The sequence below is a fragment of the Candidatus Oscillochloris fontis genome (assembly GCF_004138135.1).
In the GTDB taxonomy this organism is placed as follows: domain Bacteria; phylum Chloroflexota; class Chloroflexia; order Chloroflexales; family Chloroflexaceae; genus Oscillochloris; species Oscillochloris fontis.
The window spans coordinates 1-16,269 of record NZ_RYFD01000039.1 but is presented as its reverse complement, the minus strand read 5'-3'; the positions used below and the strand labels follow the sequence as shown (position 1 = coordinate 16,269).

At 59.1% G+C, this 16,269-nt stretch carries 13 protein-coding genes and 1 other annotated feature; of the genes, 7 read left to right on the top strand and 6 right to left on the bottom strand.

Translation table 11 applies throughout. The features are described 5' to 3' along the window. Positions 1 to 66: 66 nt before the first annotated feature. The gene (locus tag EKD03_RS13860; RefSeq protein WP_129631939.1) at positions 67 to 2,007 is read left to right on the top strand and encodes a glucosidase family protein; all 1,941 of its coding nucleotides are present in this window, start codon (positions 67 to 69) and stop codon (positions 2,005 to 2,007) included. A gap of 45 nt (positions 2,008 to 2,052) precedes the next feature. Here EKD03_RS13860 and EKD03_RS13855 read toward each other — a convergent pair whose 3' ends face one another. Further along, on the bottom strand, positions 2,053 to 3,411 hold the full coding sequence (locus EKD03_RS13855; RefSeq protein ID WP_129631936.1) for a TrpB-like pyridoxal phosphate-dependent enzyme: 1,359 nt from the start codon (positions 3,409 to 3,411) through the stop codon (positions 2,053 to 2,055). Positions 3,412 to 3,473: 62 nt separating this feature from the next. Beyond that, positions 3,474 to 3,745 (bottom strand) — a binding site (T-box leader). A 130-nt stretch (positions 3,746 to 3,875) separates the two neighbouring features. Between EKD03_RS13855 and EKD03_RS13845 the strand changes: the two genes are divergently transcribed. Together EKD03_RS13845 and EKD03_RS13840 are read left to right on the top strand one after the other, a co-directional pair. Beyond that, positions 3,876 to 4,448: an RNA-guided endonuclease InsQ/TnpB family protein gene (locus EKD03_RS13845; protein WP_129631930.1), complete on the top strand. Its 573-nt coding sequence runs from the start codon at positions 3,876 to 3,878 to the stop codon at positions 4,446 to 4,448. Beyond that, entirely contained in the window at positions 4,427 to 6,538 is a 2,112-nt protein-coding gene (locus tag EKD03_RS13840; RefSeq protein ID WP_129631927.1) for a ligand-binding sensor domain-containing protein, read from the top strand. Before EKD03_RS13845 ends, EKD03_RS13840 begins: the two co-directional genes overlap by 22 nt. A gap of 158 nt (positions 6,539 to 6,696) precedes the next feature. On the opposite strand, the gene EKD03_RS18465 is transcribed toward EKD03_RS13840, so the two are convergent. Then, positions 6,697 to 6,903: a hypothetical protein gene (locus tag EKD03_RS18465; protein ID WP_174842875.1), complete on the bottom strand. Its 207-nt coding sequence runs from the start codon at positions 6,901 to 6,903 to the stop codon at positions 6,697 to 6,699. On the opposite strand from EKD03_RS18465, the gene EKD03_RS13835 reads away from it, so the two are divergent. Next, complete coding sequence (locus EKD03_RS13835; protein WP_238613523.1) at positions 6,886 to 9,147, top strand: ATP-binding protein; 2,262 nt, start codon at positions 6,886 to 6,888, stop codon at positions 9,145 to 9,147. The two genes, EKD03_RS18465 and EKD03_RS13835, sit on opposite strands and share 18 nt — an antisense overlap. Positions 9,148 to 9,165: 18 nt before the next feature. Further along, positions 9,166 to 9,603 (top strand): response regulator, encoded by a 438-nt coding sequence (locus tag EKD03_RS13830; RefSeq protein ID WP_129631922.1) that lies wholly within the window; start codon positions 9,166 to 9,168, stop codon positions 9,601 to 9,603. Between the two features lie 78 nt (positions 9,604 to 9,681). Here the strand turns inward: EKD03_RS13830 and EKD03_RS13825 are convergent, their stop codons facing one another. The 3 genes from EKD03_RS13825 to EKD03_RS13815 are packed head-to-tail and all read right to left on the bottom strand — an operon-like array spanning position 9,682 to position 13,258. After that, a complete protein-coding gene (locus EKD03_RS13825; RefSeq protein WP_129631919.1) occupies positions 9,682 to 10,422 on the bottom strand; it encodes a PIG-L deacetylase family protein in 741 nt (246 codons plus the stop codon). Between the two features lie 27 nt (positions 10,423 to 10,449). Further along, a complete protein-coding gene (locus EKD03_RS13820; RefSeq protein ID WP_129631916.1) occupies positions 10,450 to 12,471 on the bottom strand; it encodes a monovalent cation:proton antiporter family protein in 2,022 nt (673 codons plus the stop codon). A 10-nt stretch (positions 12,472 to 12,481) separates the two neighbouring features. Next, a complete protein-coding gene (locus EKD03_RS13815; protein WP_202976797.1) occupies positions 12,482 to 13,258 on the bottom strand; it encodes an alpha/beta fold hydrolase in 777 nt (258 codons plus the stop codon). Between the two features lie 358 nt (positions 13,259 to 13,616). On the opposite strand from EKD03_RS13815, the gene EKD03_RS13810 reads away from it, so the two are divergent. Next, positions 13,617 to 13,976 (top strand): zinc-ribbon domain containing protein, encoded by a 360-nt coding sequence (locus tag EKD03_RS13810; RefSeq protein WP_129631910.1) that lies wholly within the window; start codon positions 13,617 to 13,619, stop codon positions 13,974 to 13,976. A gap of 184 nt (positions 13,977 to 14,160) precedes the next feature. Here EKD03_RS13810 and EKD03_RS13805 read toward each other — a convergent pair whose 3' ends face one another. Then, complete coding sequence (locus EKD03_RS13805) at positions 14,161 to 15,201, bottom strand: sigma-70 family RNA polymerase sigma factor (RefSeq protein WP_129631906.1); 1,041 nt, start codon at positions 15,199 to 15,201, stop codon at positions 14,161 to 14,163. 545 nt (positions 15,202 to 15,746) lie between these two features. On the opposite strand from EKD03_RS13805, the gene EKD03_RS13800 reads away from it, so the two are divergent. After that, entirely contained in the window at positions 15,747 to 16,190 is a 444-nt protein-coding gene (locus EKD03_RS13800) for a golvesin C-terminal-like domain-containing protein (RefSeq protein ID WP_129631903.1), read from the top strand. Positions 16,191 to 16,269 lie beyond the last annotated feature (79 nt).

Here is a 16,269-nt window from a genome sequence, read left to right as displayed (position 1 = left end):
ATAACCTTTGCGTCTTCGCGCCTTTGCGTCAAGAAGAAATTCCGAATTGGCTTGAAAGCACATCTTATGCGACGTATCTTCCTTATCCTGACCATCTTTCTGCTCGTTACTCTCTGGCCGATCACGCCCACCCATGCCGAGTTTGTAGCCTCCTTCACCAGCGAACGTGAAGTCGTCACCCCACTCAACCCGGTTCTTATCTATGTGAATGTGCAGGACTACAGCGGCCCGGCGCAACTGCTCATCTTCGATGCGGACGGGCGCGCAGCGGGGGTGTTCGATCTCCAACTTGATGCTGGTTATGGCGCAGTGCGGGTGCAACCCCGTGGCAGCCTCGGCCCGCATTGGGGGGCGCTCTTCGTCAATGGCACCCAGGTCTATGCCGCCACGATCTACACCCTAGATGCCAGCACCACCGTCCAAACCGGCGTCCCCGCCTTCGACACCCTCTACGCCAAGGTGCAAGACTTTATGGCCCATGACCGCCTCAGCTACCGGCTGGACGGTACTGATGTGGTGGGCTACCGCTCGCCCGACAGCCCGCTGCTCTGGTTGCGCGACCACTACTACCAAAATCGCGCCTTCCGCTACTTCGAGACTGATCTGAAGAGCCTCCCCGAAGCCTTCGCACGTGCGCAGGCTGAAGATGGCAGCTTCCCCGACTTTCTGGCGCGTCCAGAGTGGCAGATCCCGGCTCTCCGCACTCCTGTCGAGGCCGATGTTGAGTACCTCTACGTCCAACTCATCTACGAGACATGGCAGACTACCGGCGACCGCGACTGGATGCTGAAGATGCTCCCTTCTGCCCAGCGGGCGATTGCGTATACCCTCACCAGCCCTATCCGTTGGGAACCGCACGTTGGCCTCGTCATGCGCCCCTTCACCATTGACACCTGGGACTTCGAGTATGGGCCGACGACGACCGATCCCGACACGGGCCGCCCCGCGCCGCGCCACTGGATTGACGCGCAGACCAAGTGGGGCATCTTCCACGGTGACAACACCGGGCTTGCCGAAGCGTTGCGCTCACTCGCGGTGATGGAGCAGCAGGCCGGGTTGTGGGAGAGCGCCTACGAGCGCAACGTCTTGGCCGACCAGATCATGCAGCGCCTCAACCACCTGAGCTGGAACGGCAACTTCTACACCCACCATGTCAAACTCATCCCCTACGACGTACCGGGGGTGGATGAGGCCAAACAACTCAGCCTCTCCAACGCGCTGGCGCTCAATCGGGGCGTCCTGAGCGTTGAACAGGGCCAAGCGATAGTCGGCGAATACCTGCGCCGCCTGCAAGCCCCTGGGCGGGTCGCCTTTGCCGAGTGGTGGAGCATTGACCCGCCCTTCCCGGCGGGTGCCTTCGGCCTTGACGGACGCCTCGGCGAGCGCCCCGGCGAATATGTCAATGGCGGGGTGATGCCGCTGGTCGGTGGCGAGTTGGCACGCGGTGCCTTCCGCTACGGCTATGAAGTCTATGGCTTCGACATCCTAGATCGCTACGCTACACTCATCCGCCGCAGCAACGCCACCTACCTCTGGTACTATCCCACCGGCGGTATCGCCCCGGTCAACGAATACCTCGCCACCGACGGCTGGGGGGCAAGTGCCATGCTGGGAGCCTTAATCGAAGGTGCCGCCGGGATCGAAGATTATGATCCCCTCCTCGACAGCCCCACCATCAGCCCGCGCTGGCCCGCCTCCCCGCGTGACCGTGTGCATGATGCGTATGTGGTGGCCCGTTACGCGGCCAGCAACGCCTACGTAGCCTACCGCTGGAGCTACCAACCCGCCCAAAAGAAGGGCGGCATCGAGAGCATCAGCATCGAAGCGACTGGCAGCGGCAGCGGCAGTACCCTGCGCATCCTGCTCCCCGCCACCGCCCGCAGCCTGGTCACGCAGGTCATCCTGAATGGCCAGAGCATCCCCATCCAGATCGAGACCATCGGCCTAAGCCGGTATGTGATCGTGCCCACCAGTGGGCCAATTGTTCAGGTACAGGTACGGTTCTAGGTATTGTCAGGGTGGTGGCAACGCCACCACCCTGACAATACAAACTTACCCCACACTCGGCAACCCAGCCAACGCCATCGCCACCTCTTCAGCCGAATACTCAAAATCCTTCAGCGTCCCGGCCTGATAATCCATATAGGCTTGCAGGTCGAAGTGCCCGTGGCCACTCAGATTGAAGAGCAACGTCTCACTCTTGCCCTCCGCCTTACAGCGCAGCGCCTCGCGGATGGTCGCCGCCACCGCGTGGTTTGCCTCAGGTGCGGGCAGGATACCCTCAGCGCGGGCGAACTGCAACCCGGCGGCAAAGGTCTCCAACTGCTGCACCGCCACCGCATCAATCGAGCCAAGATCGAGCAAGTGGCTCACCAGCGGCCCCATGCCGTGGTAACGCAGGCCACCCGCGTGGATACCCGACGGCACAAAGGTACTGCCCAGGGTGTGCATCTTGGTCAACGGGGTGAGATGTGCAGTATCACCAAAGTCATAGGCAAACTTACCCTTCGTGAGCGAAGGACATGCCGCAGGCTCTACTGCAATCACGCGCACATCGCGCTCACCGCGCAGTTTAGCCCCAATGAAGGGGAAGGAGAGTCCGGCAAAGTTCGAGCCACCCCCGGTACAGCCGATAATCACATCGGGATAATCGCCCGCCATCTCCATCTGGATCATGGCCTCCTGGCCAATCACCGTCTGGTGCAGCATGACGTGGTTCAACACACTCCCCAGCGCATACTTTGTATCATCGCGCTGCACCGCCATCTCCACCGCCTCGCTGATGGCAATGCCCAGGCTGCCGGTGCTATCGGGATGCTCGGCCAGAATAGCGCGGCCACATGCCGTTTCGGTGCTCGGGCTCGCTACGACCCGCGCCCCATACACTTCCATCAGCGCACGGCGGTAGGGCTTCTGGTTATAGCTCACCTTCACCATATAGACCTCGACCTCAAGGCCGAAGAGCGCCCCGGCGAAGGCAAGCGAGGAACCCCACTGCCCGGCACCAGTCTCGGTGACAAGGCGCTTGGTGCCCTCGATCTTATTGTAGTAGGCTTGGGCGATAGCCGTATTGGGCTTATGGCTGCCCGCCGGGCTGACCCCCTCATACTTATAATAGATCTTAGCCGGCGTATCGAGGATCTTCTCCAAGCGGCGAGCGCGGAAGAGCGGCGAGGGGCGCCACTGGCGATAGATCTGCTGCACCTCTTCAGGAATATCAATCGTGCGCTCGGTACTTACCTCCTGCATGATCAACTCCATCGGGAAGAGCGGAGCCAGATCAGCCGGGCCAAGCGGCTGACCCGTCCCAGGGTGCAGTGCCGGAGCCGCCGGAGTCGGCAAGTCAGCGGCGATGTTGTACCAGTGGGTCGGCATCTGGTCTTCATTGAGTACGTACTTGATCGTGTCCATCGTTGGAGATCCTCCTCTTGCGTATTGCGCCACAAACAAAAAACCCCTCGATCCAGTATGGATCGAGAGGCGAGAAAACTCGTGGTACCACTCTCGTTTGCCGCCCCTCGCGGGAACGACACACTCAACGGGTGCTGTCGGGCCAAGCCGCTTCACACCCAGCGCCCTGATAACGGTGGCGTCTCCGGCGAAGACTACTGCGATCCGGCGTTGCCGGTCGGTTCATCCTGCGACTCCCAGGGCCATTCGTCGTCGTCGTATGCGTCGGTCTTCCACCATCCACCGACTCGCTGAGCACCGTATGACGCCTACTCATCCTGTTCAACGTCGCTTATTTTCTTGTTGGGCGGAGTATAGCAGCCCTTGCGGGGGGTGTCAATATTCACTGCAACGTAACGCAGGAGTGGTGGGTGGAGCGAGAATCTTGAGGTTATCTCCTGCTACAATGAAGATCGCTCATCGTCTTGCACCGCCCGTTGGAGGGAACCCCCAAGACGGTGATGCTGACCCGGTCGCGCACCGGCAAGTGGTTCGCCTGCGTCTCGTGTGAGACGGAGGCCGCGCCGCTGCCGCCAACCGGCGAGGTTGGCGGCGTGGATGTTGGGCTGGCGTCGTTTGCCACCCTCTCGACGGGCGAGGAGATCGCCAACCCGCGCTTCTATCGGCGTGATGCGGCCGATCTCAAGCGGGTTCAACAGCGGAAGGATGCGGCCAAGAACGCCCAAGACTGGCCGGAAAACGCCAAACAGAAGGGCATCCTGGCGAAGATCCACGAGCGGATTGCCAATCGGCGGGCGAACTTCGCCCACCAGGAGAGCCGCAAGCTGGTTGACCGCTATCAGGTGATCGTGTTTGAAGACCTGGCCCCACAGGAGATCGGGCGCAGTCGTGGGATGCGCAAAAGCATCATGGATGTGGCGTGGACGCAGTTCATCCAGATGACCATCGCCAAAGCGGAAGAAGCTGGGCGACAGGTGATTCTGGTAAACCCCCGTCACAGGAATTGGTATCCACCATGCAACGAAGTCTCGTGCTGATCATCACTGTCGCGTTGGCACTGCGGGCATGGGCGGCGCTCTTGCTCCCGATAGATTTTGATGAGCCGATCTATGTGGATGCGGCGTTGGGCTATGCACAGGCGATCCGGGCGGGTGATCTGGACTTCCTCCGCGACTCCCCCGCCAACCGCGAACACCCTCCACTGGTCAAGTTGCTCTACGCCGGGGGGGCGCTGCTCCTAGGGGATGCCGCCAACACCACGAGTGTGCTCTACACCAGCCGGGCGCTGGCGGTGCTGGCCGGGGTGGCGGCGGTGGCGGCGGCCAGTTGGGCGCTGGGGCCACTTGCGGCGGGCTTGCTGGCTATCCACACCCTGACGGTCAAGTATACCGCCCAAGCCTACCTGGAGTCACTGCCCATGCTGGCACTGCTCCTCGCCCTTGGTGCGGCGCACCGCCCCCGCATGGGCTGGCTGGTGGTGCTGGGGCTAGGCGTTGCCGCAGCGAGTAAACTGACCTACCCGCTCGTGCTGGCTCCGGCTCTGCTGGCGTTGCTGGTCTGGCGGCAGGGCCAACCTTCACCTAGCTTCCAGGTTTTGACGCCAAGACGCAAAGGCGCAAAGCCTGCAACAAAACCTTTGCGTCTTGGCGCCTTTGCGTTTTACCCTACGTTACGCACCTTGGGGCTATTGATCCTGGCGGGGTTGGTGTTTCTGGCTCTGAGTCCGAGTCTATGGCTCGATCCGCTGGGACGCTTGGCGACGATGTTGGGCTTTCATGCCACCTACACCCAGAGTGCGGCGGTAGCGGCGGCCAACTACCCCTGGTTCCAACCGTTCATCTGGCTGGCTACTGCGCCCGCTACGACTTGGCACCCGGAGGTCTTCTTCTACCCCGGCATAGATGGGCTGATCTTCCTAACTGCGCTCGCCGGTATTCCCATGGCTTGGCGCGAACCAGCCCGGCGCTGGCTGGTGATTGGCCTGCTGGGCGGGCTACTCATCCTGCTCGTCTGGCCGACCAAGTGGCCACAATACACCCTCCCACTCGTGCCGCTAATCGTCGCTCTCGCCGATCCGCCCCTGCGGCGGCTGGTGGCCCACCTGCGCGAATGGAACGACTATTGGGGCTGGAGTGCGGTGATGTTACCACATCCGCCGCGCTATGCCTGGATAGCGATGAGCATCTTTGGCAGCTTCGTAGCCGGAATCTACTTCTACGGGCTGGCCGGGGTTGCGCTCGGCAGCATCGGCTGGTCGCAGATTGCGCCAACCAGCCTACCGCTCTCCAGCGGTGCGATCAATGCACTGCTGGTACTACCCGATGGACGCATGGTACTCGCGGGCGATGGCGGGATCGCACTAGGGCCAGCCAACGGCCCCTGGCAGGCACTCGCCGATCCGGGAGTGGGCCGGGTGCGTGCGCTCGTGCGTGATGAAGCGGGGCAGCTCTGGGCCGGCGGTAACAACGGCGTCGCCATGTGGGATGGGCGCAGGTGGCATGCAGTAGAGGGGCCAACTACGGCGATCTACGCCCTCGCCATAGATGGTCACGGGCAGATCTGGGCCGCCAGCCCAGCCGGGGTCAGCGTCCGGGCGGCTGATGCACGCGGCTGGGAGCGCGTAGAAGGCGTGGGTAACGCGGTAGTGTTGAGTATCGCCATGCAGGATTCGGTGGTCTGGTTGGGGGGCATGGGCCAAGTATGGCGGGTTGAGCCAGCCAGCGGAGTGGTACGCCGATTCGCCGGGGCCGAAGGCTTTGGGAGCGCCGGGGTCACCGACCTGCTGGTTGATGTACAGGGGCGGGTGTGGGCGGCCACGCTGGGGGATGGCCTCGCCATGTGGGACGGTGCGGCGTGGCATTGGATGACCCCGGCCAACTCCGGGTTGCCCTCGGCGATTGTCACTGCGCTGGGGAGCAGTAGTGCCGATGGCCTCTGGGTAGGGACAGGGCGACCGCTGGAGGTGGGCGGGCTTCTGGCGCACTACGATGGGCAACGCTGGCGCCAGTACCTGCCGCGCAACTCCGGGTTTTCCGGGGCCGAGCCAACCGTCATTCAGCTAGGGATTGATCGGCAACTCTGGATCGGCACCCGGAGTGGCGGGATCGAACGCTACCAGATCAAGTAACAACCCTAGAATATCCGATGCAAAAGCCGGGCCAACCAGATCCCGATACGGTGGTGTGGCGCAGCCTGCCCATGGCGATGGTTAGGCCAACCTCCAAAGCGTAGCGCGACGAAGCGATTGCTGCGTCGGTTTGATGTAGGCATACGCATCCTCACGACTCAAATAGTCAGACTACGCAGATACCGCAAAATAATCGCCTCGGTTATGTCACTCGGAACAAACATCATCACCCGTCCGTTAATCACCATCGTGGGGGTTTGTGTTACTGCATAACACTCAACCAGTTCAGGGAAGGCCCGCACTTCAATCGTATCAACCACAATCCTGTGTGAGGTGTGGGCGAAAGCGTGGGCCAGCGCAACCATATTCCTGGTTCAATTCAGCCCCATGGGGTGCTCTTGGTGCTGAGTGAACCCGACTTAACGATCATTCAGGTGAGTGCCAATACCCCATCGCTCTTGAGGCGCACGCCCCAGGAGTTGCTGGGCCAATCGCTCAGCCTTCTGCTCGAACCAGAGGTGCTGGCGAATTTGCGCGAGAGCCTCGCAAGTGAACCGATTGAAGAGAACCCGCTCTATTTACTCTCCCTGTCACTTGGGCATGAAGGCCAATTATTTGATCTAATCGCCCATCGTATACAGGGCGTTCTCATTCTCGAGTTGGAACCTTCCACCCAGAGTGATCAGAGCATGATCCTCCGTATCTATCGGATGGTACGCGGTGCGGTCACGACATGCCAGCGCGCTCCCACGCTGCGGGCGTTTGCCCAGACCCTCGCCGGAGCGGTACATAAGCTCACCGGCTTTGACCGTGTGATGATCTACCAGTTTCAGCCCGATGGCTGTGGGGTGGTGATTGCCGAGGAGAAGGGGGCGGCGTTCGAGTCCTACCTCGATCTCCACTACCCGGCCTCGGACATTCCGCGTCAGGCACGGGCACTCTACCTGCGCAACTGGCTACGGATCATTCCTGATGTCACCTACCAGCCGGTTCCCATGCTGGCAATCACCGCACAACACCCTAGCATCCCGCTCGATATGAGCTACGCCGCACTACGTCGTGTTTCGCCTATTCATATCGAATATTTGATCAACATGGGTGCCAAGGCGTCAATGTCCATCTCGCTGATCAAGAATGGGCAACTCTGGGGCCTCGTGGCCTGTCACCACCATACCGGCCCGCACTACCTCCCCTATGACATCCGTGCCGCTTGTGAGTTTCTTGGTCATGTGGTTTCACTCCAGATCGGTGACAAAGAAGCCGCCGAGGAGGCCGCCGATACTATCGCCTTCCAGGGCATCCAGGCGGCCCTGGTGCAACAAATGAGTGTGGCAAATGATGTGGTTGCGGGCCTGACCCAGTTTACACCCAACCTTACTAATTTTATCGACTCAGGTGGGGTGGCGGTCTGTCTGGAGGGCCAGCATGTATTGATGGGTACCACGCCACCCGAAGCGGTGGTTCGGGAGTTGATCGAGTGGTTGGGACAAGAGGTACAGGATACTATCTATGCCACCCATGCCCTGCCCCAACACTATCCACCCATTACCCCCTTTACCGCAATGGCGAGCGGGCTCTTGGCGGTCCGTCTCGACCGCACCCGGCCCAATTACCTGCTCTGGTTCCGACCGGAGGTGATCCAGACGGTGCGCTGGGCTGGGAATCCAACGAAGCCGGTTGAGATCCATGCCGGGAGTGCGATTCTTACCCCCCGCCGATCCTTCGAGGTCTGGAAGGAACACGTTACCCAAACCGCCATCCCCTGGCGTGGCTGTGAGGTGACCGCTGCTCGCGATCTGCGCCGAGCGATTATTGATCTGGTGCTCTACAAGGTCGAAGAACTCTCGCGGCTCAATGATGAATTAACCCGCAGTAATATCGAACTGGACTCGTTTGCCTATGTTGCTTCGCACGATCTCAAAGAGCCGCTGCGTGGGCTGCATAACTATGCCCACTTTCTGATCGAGGACTATGGCAATAAGCTCGATGCTGATGGTAAAGAGAAGCTCATGACCCTGGTGCGCCTGACTCAGCGCATGGAGGCGCTGATCGACTCGTTGCTCCACTACTCACGGGTAGGGCGTGCCGAACTTACCTGGATCGAGGCCGATCTCCATGCCGAACTCAACGATGTGATCAATCTGCTGGCACCACGTATCCAAGAGAGCGGGGTGGAAATCCGCATCCCGCATCCCTTACCCCGCGTGCGCGCCGACCAAGCACGGGTGCGTGAAGTCTTTAGTAATCTGATCGCGAATGCGATCAAATATAACGATAAACCTGATAAATGGGTTGAGATTGGCGTAACCTGCCTCGATAGTGAGGAGAACGGGCCGCATTACCTCTTCTATGTGCGCGATAATGGTATTGGGGTTCCTGAAGAGCACCAAGAGACTATCTTCCGTATCTTTAAGCGGCTCCATGGCCGCGATGAGTATGGTGGTGGTGTTGGGGCGGGATTGACGATTGCTAAAAAGATTGTCGAGCGCCACGGAGGTACTATCTGGCTCACCTCACATGTCGGCGAAGGCACCACCTTCTGGTTCACCTTGAGCCGCGTGGATGCCAGTTTGCCCATGCCGGGGCGTACCGCAGTAGAGTATCTGTAGAAGGTGAATGGCGGTTCTATGCGCGAGTGGCATATTCTGCTCATTGAAGATAGCGACGAGGACGTTGCGGCAACCATCCGTGGCTTGCGCCGTGAGGATGTGGCAATGGTGATTCACCGTTGCACAACCGGGGATCAGGCTCTCGACTACCTCTACCAGCGTGGGCGCTATAACGATCCGGCTCAGGCTCCGCGCCCACACCTGATTCTGTTGGATCTCAATCTGCCCGGTACCGACGGGCGGGCATTGCTCGCGGTGATTAAGGATGATGAGGATCTTAAGGCGATCCCGGTCGTTGTCCTTACTACGTCCAATAATCCAAAAGACATCGCAAGCTGTTACCAACGGGGGGCCAATAGTTACCAGATCAAACCGGTTGATTATGGCCGCTTCAAACAGTCCGTCCAGACCTTAATTGACTACTGGTTCCTGGTCGTCACCCTCCCCGAAGATTAACCCGCCTTCTTGCTCCTCCCGATTTTTGGTCTCACTTAACGAAACCCAAACGGGAGAAGCGCTAACACCGCAGGTAGCCTAATTCTCCACACGGTGGAAGATCTCCCCCATCGCCACCCCAAAGGCTTGCCCGCGCTCAACCGCCCATGCCCGCACCCGCTCAGCCAGTTGGCTCTGGTCGGTACCAAGCTGGCTGACGTGGCAGGCCAGCGCAGCCAGCTTCTGCTCAAAGGTAGCGCTAATCTCCACCGCATAGTTGTGGTGCGGCGCATTCATAATGTAGATCTCCTTGACCCGGCTAGGGGCCAAGCCTTCGGCCATGAGTTCGGGGAAATCCCAGGGGTTCTGCGCCGCCGGGTAGACCGCCGCCAGCGTCGCTTCACCCGCCGCGAGGTGATCGGGATGGAAGCGCCCGACCATGTATTGCGGTTCCCAGACCCGATCCGGCGACTGGCAGACCACGCGGTAGGCGCGGGTGCGCCGGATGAGGCGCACGATCTCGCGGCGCAATTCGATGCTGGGGATAAGCGTCCCATCCGGGTAGTCCAGATGGATCACCGCGTGGATGCCGAGCACCTCGGCAGCGGCGGCCTGCTCCTGCTTGCGCGTGCCACTCAACTGATAGCGCAGTTCATCGCGCACATCGGTCGCCTCATCCGGCCCGCCGGAGGAACCATCCGTACAGATGACCAGCGTAATCTGCCAGCCCTCGTTGGCCCAGGCAGCCAGCGTGCCACCACAACCAAACTCGGCATCATCCGGGTGGGCCACAACAACAAGCGCGGTCTTGCGATCAATCGGTTCGGGGTTGGTAGACATTGATCCGTGATTCCTTATTCCTAACACTTAACAACGATCCAATACCTCATCATGGGGCGCAAAGGGCAACAGCACCGCTTTAGAGACCACTTGCTCCTCCATCAGATGTTGGAATGCGGTGCGTTGCTGGGTTGTTCCCAGCACCGCAATCTGATCTCCAGCCAACATAAGTGTATCCGGGCCGGGGTTACTGATCAAATTGGTATCGCGCAGCACCGCAATAACCGAGGCTCCACAGCGCTGGCGGATGGCGCTACTACCAATACTACGCCCCACCAAGGGCGAATCTTCGGGTAACGAGAACCATGCAATTTCGAGCGAGCGGCGGGCGCGGCGCAGTTGGCGCAACAGTGGCGCACTCGTCTGAGGAGCTTCAATCGGGCGATAGTGTTCGTTACGCACCCCATCACTCAGGCGCTCAATATCGGCGGGCGGGAAATCGAAGTGCAACAAGACCTGGCGCACCATTTCGAGCCCGGCCTCAAACTCGGGTTGCACCACCTCGTGGATACCCAGTGTGCGCAGAATCTCAAGCTGGCCCAACTGGGTCGCCCGCGCCACAATATGCAGATTGGGGTTAAGCGCCCGCGCCTGCCGCACCACTGTCTCCGCATCAATCGCCGCCGAGACCGCCACCAGCAGCAGGCGCGCCTTCTTCGCACCCGCCGCCTCCAGCACCACCGAACTTCCCGCATCACCATAGATCGCCGGTTGCCCAAGCTCCTTGAGTTCATCCATCCGGCGCTGGTCACGCTCGATCACCACACTGGGTAAGTCGAGGCGGCGCAGCAGATCCGCCGTATACCGGCCAACCCGGCCATACCCGGCGATGATGATGTGCCCAATCAATTCGCCCTCGACCAGCGGCGGGTTGGGGGTGGGCTTGCGCCGCCGCCAACGCTGAATGTGCGCATAGGCTGGCCCACTCAACCCAGAGACCAAGGGCGTGAGGAGCATCGTTGTCAGCGCAGCGGCCAACAGCAATCCATACTGGTCATTGGTGATCATCTGCTCATTCACGGCGGTACGCGCAAGCACAAACGCAAACTCGCCGATCTGGAAGAGGCCCATGCCGACGGCGATTGGTAATTCACCCCGGTAGCCAAAGGCATAGACCACCCCGGTAAAGATGATCACCTTGCCGATAGTCACCGCCACCACCAGCACCAGAATCGGGCCGATGTTGGACAGCAAGAAGGCCGGATTGATCAACATCCCCACCGAAACAAAGAAGAGCATGCCAAAGATGTCGCGCAGCGGCACAATATCACTGAGCGCTTGGTGGCTATAATCCGACTCACTCAGGATCATGCCCGCCACAAACGCCCCAAAAGCGAAGGAGAGTCCGGCGAGGTAGGTCGCATAACTGGCTCCCAACCCAACCGCCATCACCGCGATCAGAAAGAGTTCCCGCGACCCCCAGGTCGCAATACGTTTGAGGATGAACGGAATGACCCGCGTTCCGACCACGATCATCGTCGCCAAGAAGAGGCCCGCGCGCAACATGGCCCAGCCCAGTTGGGGCAACCCCTCGGCCAGATTAGCCAACTCAGGCAGAATGATCAACAGCGGCACCACCGCCAGATCCTGGACAATCAACATCCCCAGCATCACCCGGCTATCGAGCGTCCCCAGCGTCCCACGCGCCATCAACGTCTTCAGGATGACCATGGTGCTCGAAAGCGCGATCATCGCCCCCAACCAGAGCGCGGCATAGGGCGACCACCCCAAGGCCACTCCGAGGCCCCAACCGAGAATCATGGTGAGCATGATCTGGAGCGGAGCACCAAAAAAGGCCACCCAGCGCACACGGGCAAGGCGCGTAATATTAAACTCCAAGCCGAGCGCAAAGAGCAACAGCGCCACCCCAATCTCGGCCAACAACTCAATATCGTGGGTCTCGACCACCTTCGGGCCAGCGGTATAGGGGCCAACCAGAATTCCGGCGATGATATACCCCAGGATGAGCGGCTGACCGAGGCGTTGCGCCACAAAGCCACCGAGCAGAGCGGCGACGAGAATGGTAGCGATGTCGGCGGCAATCCCCATAGGTTACCCTTCAACTGAGGAAAGATCGTAGTGCAGCCGTAAATTCATCGGGGCGTTCCAGATTACTCAGATGGCCAGCACCAGGAATGATCACCAAGCGGCTAGAAGGAACCGCCTCGTGCATCATACGGACAGTATCGAGCGGGGTCAGGGCATCATCGGTACCAGCGATCAGCAGCGTGGGCAGCCTAAGCGCCTGGAGGGTGGCGAAGGAATCGCAGCGCAGTGCCATCCCGCGCAGCGCCGCCGCAATCCCTGCGGGCCGGTTTGCCTCGATGATCGTGCGCAGGGTCGCAACCACATGCGGCTCAGCATGCGAGGCGACGAGAGCCGGAATCATCATATCGGCAATCGTGGCTGAACCTTTAGCCTCAGCAATCGTCGCATTGATCTCTCGCTGAGCCTGAGCTTCTGGAGAATCGGCATTCGCCCGCGTATTGGCCAGCACCAGCGCGGAGATACGGGCGGGATGGCGCTGCAACATCGCCATCGCAATATAGCCACCCATCGAGAGACCACACACCGCCACCTGCGCCAGACCCAGATGATCGAGCAGCGCCGCCATATCATCAGCACACTGCTCCATCGTCGTGAGGCCGGGGGGGACGTCCGTGGCCCCAAACCCGCGCAGATCGGGCACAATCAGGCGGAACTGGTCGGCCAGGGCGGCACGTTGGGGCTGCCACATTGCCCCAGAGAGCGGGAAGGCGTGCAAAAAGAGGATCGGCGACCCGTCCCCTTCATCTGCATAGTGCAACGTAATTCCATTGATGGTTGTGTGGGGCATAAAAACTCCTCGCGTAGCAGGTGGTTTATCTATTGTAGCATGGCCAAGTAGGGGCGAAGCATCGTATGCCATGTGCTAGGTAGCCATAATCTAGGTTGGCATGCGATGCTTCGCCCCTACTTGGTACCTGCGCCGTTATGTTTCATTGGCGATTCGGCTTATTCGCGTGATAATGCCACAAAATGCCTATTGCGGATAAGTAAAAAAGGCGTATAATGAGTCACTATCTGGGACGGCTTTGGCATAGGCGAACGGTACAGTCAGCCTCTGACCTCTAGGGGCTGGGATTGGTGAATCTGCTCGCTACCCAGGCGCGGACCAACCTCGGCGTTAGACCCATTTCAAGGAGTAGCGAGCCATGAGCTTCGCGGACAAGACCCTGACCTGTCGGGACTGTGGGATGGACTTTGTGTTTACGGCTGGCGAGCAGGAGTTTTACGCATCGAAGGGCTTTGTGAATGAACCGACACGCTGCCCGTCGTGTCGGCAGAATCGCAAGGCACAAGTCAGCGCTGGTGGTGGCCGGGATGACCGCGCACCACGATCAGCGTCGTACGCTCAGTCCACCCCACGGGAGCGTGTGTCGTACAAGGTAACGTGCGCCAACTGTGGTCAGGAGACGACGGTTCCCTTCATTCCGCGTGGCACGAAGCCGGTCTATTGCAGCGACTGTTTCGACCAGATGCGTGGTGGCCCAAGCTCACGCGCACGGTACTAATGCTGAGGTAGGTAGGAACAAACAGTGGGGGCGGCCAATTGGCCGCCCCCATTTGCTGCGGGCATGGGCAAAATCGTTGGGGCTAGGCTCCAAACCCCAATTTTGGGTATGTTTTGGCGGCTTCGCCACCAAAACATACCCAAAATTATCTTCGGGGGCAGCTTTGCCGCCCCAAACCTCCACCCTACTCCAAATAGTCGCGTAGATGTTGCCCAACATCAGGGCTACGCAGACGGCGCAGGGCTTCAGCCTCGATTTGGCGCGCCCGCTCGCGGGTCATCCCCAGGGTACGCCCAACCTCTTCGAGGGTCCGGCGGCGGCCATCAAGCAAGCCATAGCGCAGATCAATAATCCGGCGTTCACGCTCATTCAGGTGCTCTAGCGCCGCACAGAGATCCTGGCGCAACAACTGAGCTGAGGCAAAATCGCCGGGGGTCGGCAGATCATCATCAGGGAGGAAGTCGCCCAAGGTATGCTCACCCTCATCACCGACGGGAGTTTCGAGCGAGACCGGACGGCGCGCCGCCTCCAACACCCGCTCGATGCGTTCAGTGGGTTGGCCGAGCGCAATCGCGATCTCCTCGGCACTCGGCTGGCGTTCGAGCGACTGCGAGAGGCGCTCCGAGGTGCGCTTCACCTGGCTCACCGACTCGCTCATATGCACCGGCAGCCGAATCGTGCGCCCCTGCTCAGCAATCGAGCGCGTGACAGCCTGACGAATCCACCACGTCGCATAGGTACTAAAGCGGTTGCCCTTACGATGATCAAACTTCTCAACCGCCCGCATCAGCCCGATATTCCCCTCCTGGATCAGATCGAGCAGCGAGAGACCACGTCCAACATACTTCTTCGCAATACTCACCACGAGGCGCAGATTGGCCTGGATCAAATGGCGGCGAGCATCATTGCCGCGTTCTACCTCATGCTCAAGATTACGGCGCTGGGAATAACTCAGTTCTTCCTGATCCGCCAAACGCTCCTCAGCCTCATCCCCGCGCTCAATACGCTCAGATAGTTCCACCTCCTCATAGGCGGTCAACAGCGACACACGCCCAATCTCCTGGAGATAGTGTTGCACGGCATCGGGGGTTGGCTCAGCCGGTTTGGTGTGCTCGGTCGTATCGCTGACCAACTCATCAACATCAGTCAGTCGCGCAAGATCCGACTCGTGCTCTTCCTCCGACGAATCGGCCATGCCCCAAAGCATCTTCTTTCGCTTGAGCATCGGTTCTGTGCTCCTAGCCTAGCTGCAAAAGACACAACGACGGCTCCCCCCCCGCAGAGGAGGAGCTGCGCCCTCTTCGCAGATCTTCAGTTGCACTCAACAAAGCGGGGTTAAGCGCATAACGGGCGCCACTTAGGGGATTGTACGTACAACAGCCACGCAGACTGATATGCGCCTTAAAAAGTATAGGTATAATAACCCGTTTTGTCAAGGCTGGATTTTTGCATGATGGGCGATAGTACGGCCTAGATACGGTTTTGGGTTGCAAGATATAACGTGGGGAGGTTGGCACAACCAAGGGGTCTTTGATCAGAGATGGGCTAAGGGTACTAGCTGAAGTAAGGATAATAGTACTATGCGTTTTGGGAAGATGAGTAATCGCTTTTCGGGATTTTTCGTTACTAAATCTTTGAGGAATTAGTTGGATATGATAATTATTCATGCTGCTTGGATTAGAACAATCCATGCCATATACGTCGTTGGTGTCTTTCATTACTCTGGAATATCAGGATATTTACACTATCACCAATCAAGGAGTATATATTATGCCTAAATCATACTGGATTTCTGTACCAAAGATATTTACATTTCTGTTGTTACTCTTTATTGCAACATTGCTTAGTTCGATTGTTTCGGTGAGTGCAGCACAAGAAGTGCCTACTGCCACTGAGGTAATCTGTGACAACCTCGATTCTTGTTTCAGTAAGTATGAATCATACGGTGCTGGATCATGGGGATATGTACCCGCAGATGGTATCGGTAGTAGTGGATCATACAATAATCATGCCTATTGGACTTATAATAGCTTGAATAGTGCCATTGACTATGGTATTTGGCGACCAAACTTACCACAGACTGGTACATACGATGTGTATATTTGGTACCCCCACTTCCCTGGTATTGCCCCAGAGACGAATTCTGCACACTATCAGGTGCATGATAATGGGGGCGATCAAAATATCACATGGAACCAAGCTACTAACTATTAGTCGGGGGTTGTGCTAGTTGAAAATTGGTTCATAGCAGGTCTGGGAGGTTGACCAAAGACCTCCGGTGTGGTATGGCTGG

Excerpts from the sequence above, each read along its gene's own strand:
- EKD03_RS13830 (WP_129631922.1), top strand. The coding sequence starts at position 9,166 with ATGCGCGAGTGGCATATTCTGCTCATTGAAGATAGCGACGAGGACGTT.
- EKD03_RS13820 (WP_129631916.1), bottom strand. The coding sequence starts at position 12,471 with ATGGGGATTGCCGCCGACATCGCTACCATTCTCGTCGCCGCTCTGCTC.
- EKD03_RS13805 (WP_129631906.1), bottom strand. The coding sequence starts at position 15,201 with ATGCTCAAGCGAAAGAAGATGCTTTGGGGCATGGCCGATTCGTCGGAG.
- EKD03_RS13855 (WP_129631936.1), bottom strand. The coding sequence starts at position 3,411 with ATGGACACGATCAAGTACGTACTCAATGAAGACCAGATGCCGACCCAC.
- EKD03_RS13815 (WP_202976797.1), bottom strand. The coding sequence starts at position 13,258 with ATGCCCCACACAACCATCAATGGAATTACGTTGCACTATGCAGATGAA.
- EKD03_RS13860 (WP_129631939.1), top strand. The coding sequence starts at position 67 with ATGCGACGTATCTTCCTTATCCTGACCATCTTTCTGCTCGTTACTCTC.
- EKD03_RS13840 (WP_129631927.1), top strand. The coding sequence starts at position 4,427 with ATGCAACGAAGTCTCGTGCTGATCATCACTGTCGCGTTGGCACTGCGG.
- EKD03_RS18465 (WP_174842875.1), bottom strand. The coding sequence starts at position 6,903 with ATGGTTGCGCTGGCCCACGCTTTCGCCCACACCTCACACAGGATTGTG.
- EKD03_RS13825 (WP_129631919.1), bottom strand. The coding sequence starts at position 10,422 with ATGTCTACCAACCCCGAACCGATTGATCGCAAGACCGCGCTTGTTGTT.
- EKD03_RS13800 (WP_129631903.1), top strand. The coding sequence starts at position 15,747 with ATGCCTAAATCATACTGGATTTCTGTACCAAAGATATTTACATTTCTG.
- EKD03_RS13810 (WP_129631910.1), top strand. The coding sequence starts at position 13,617 with ATGAGCTTCGCGGACAAGACCCTGACCTGTCGGGACTGTGGGATGGAC.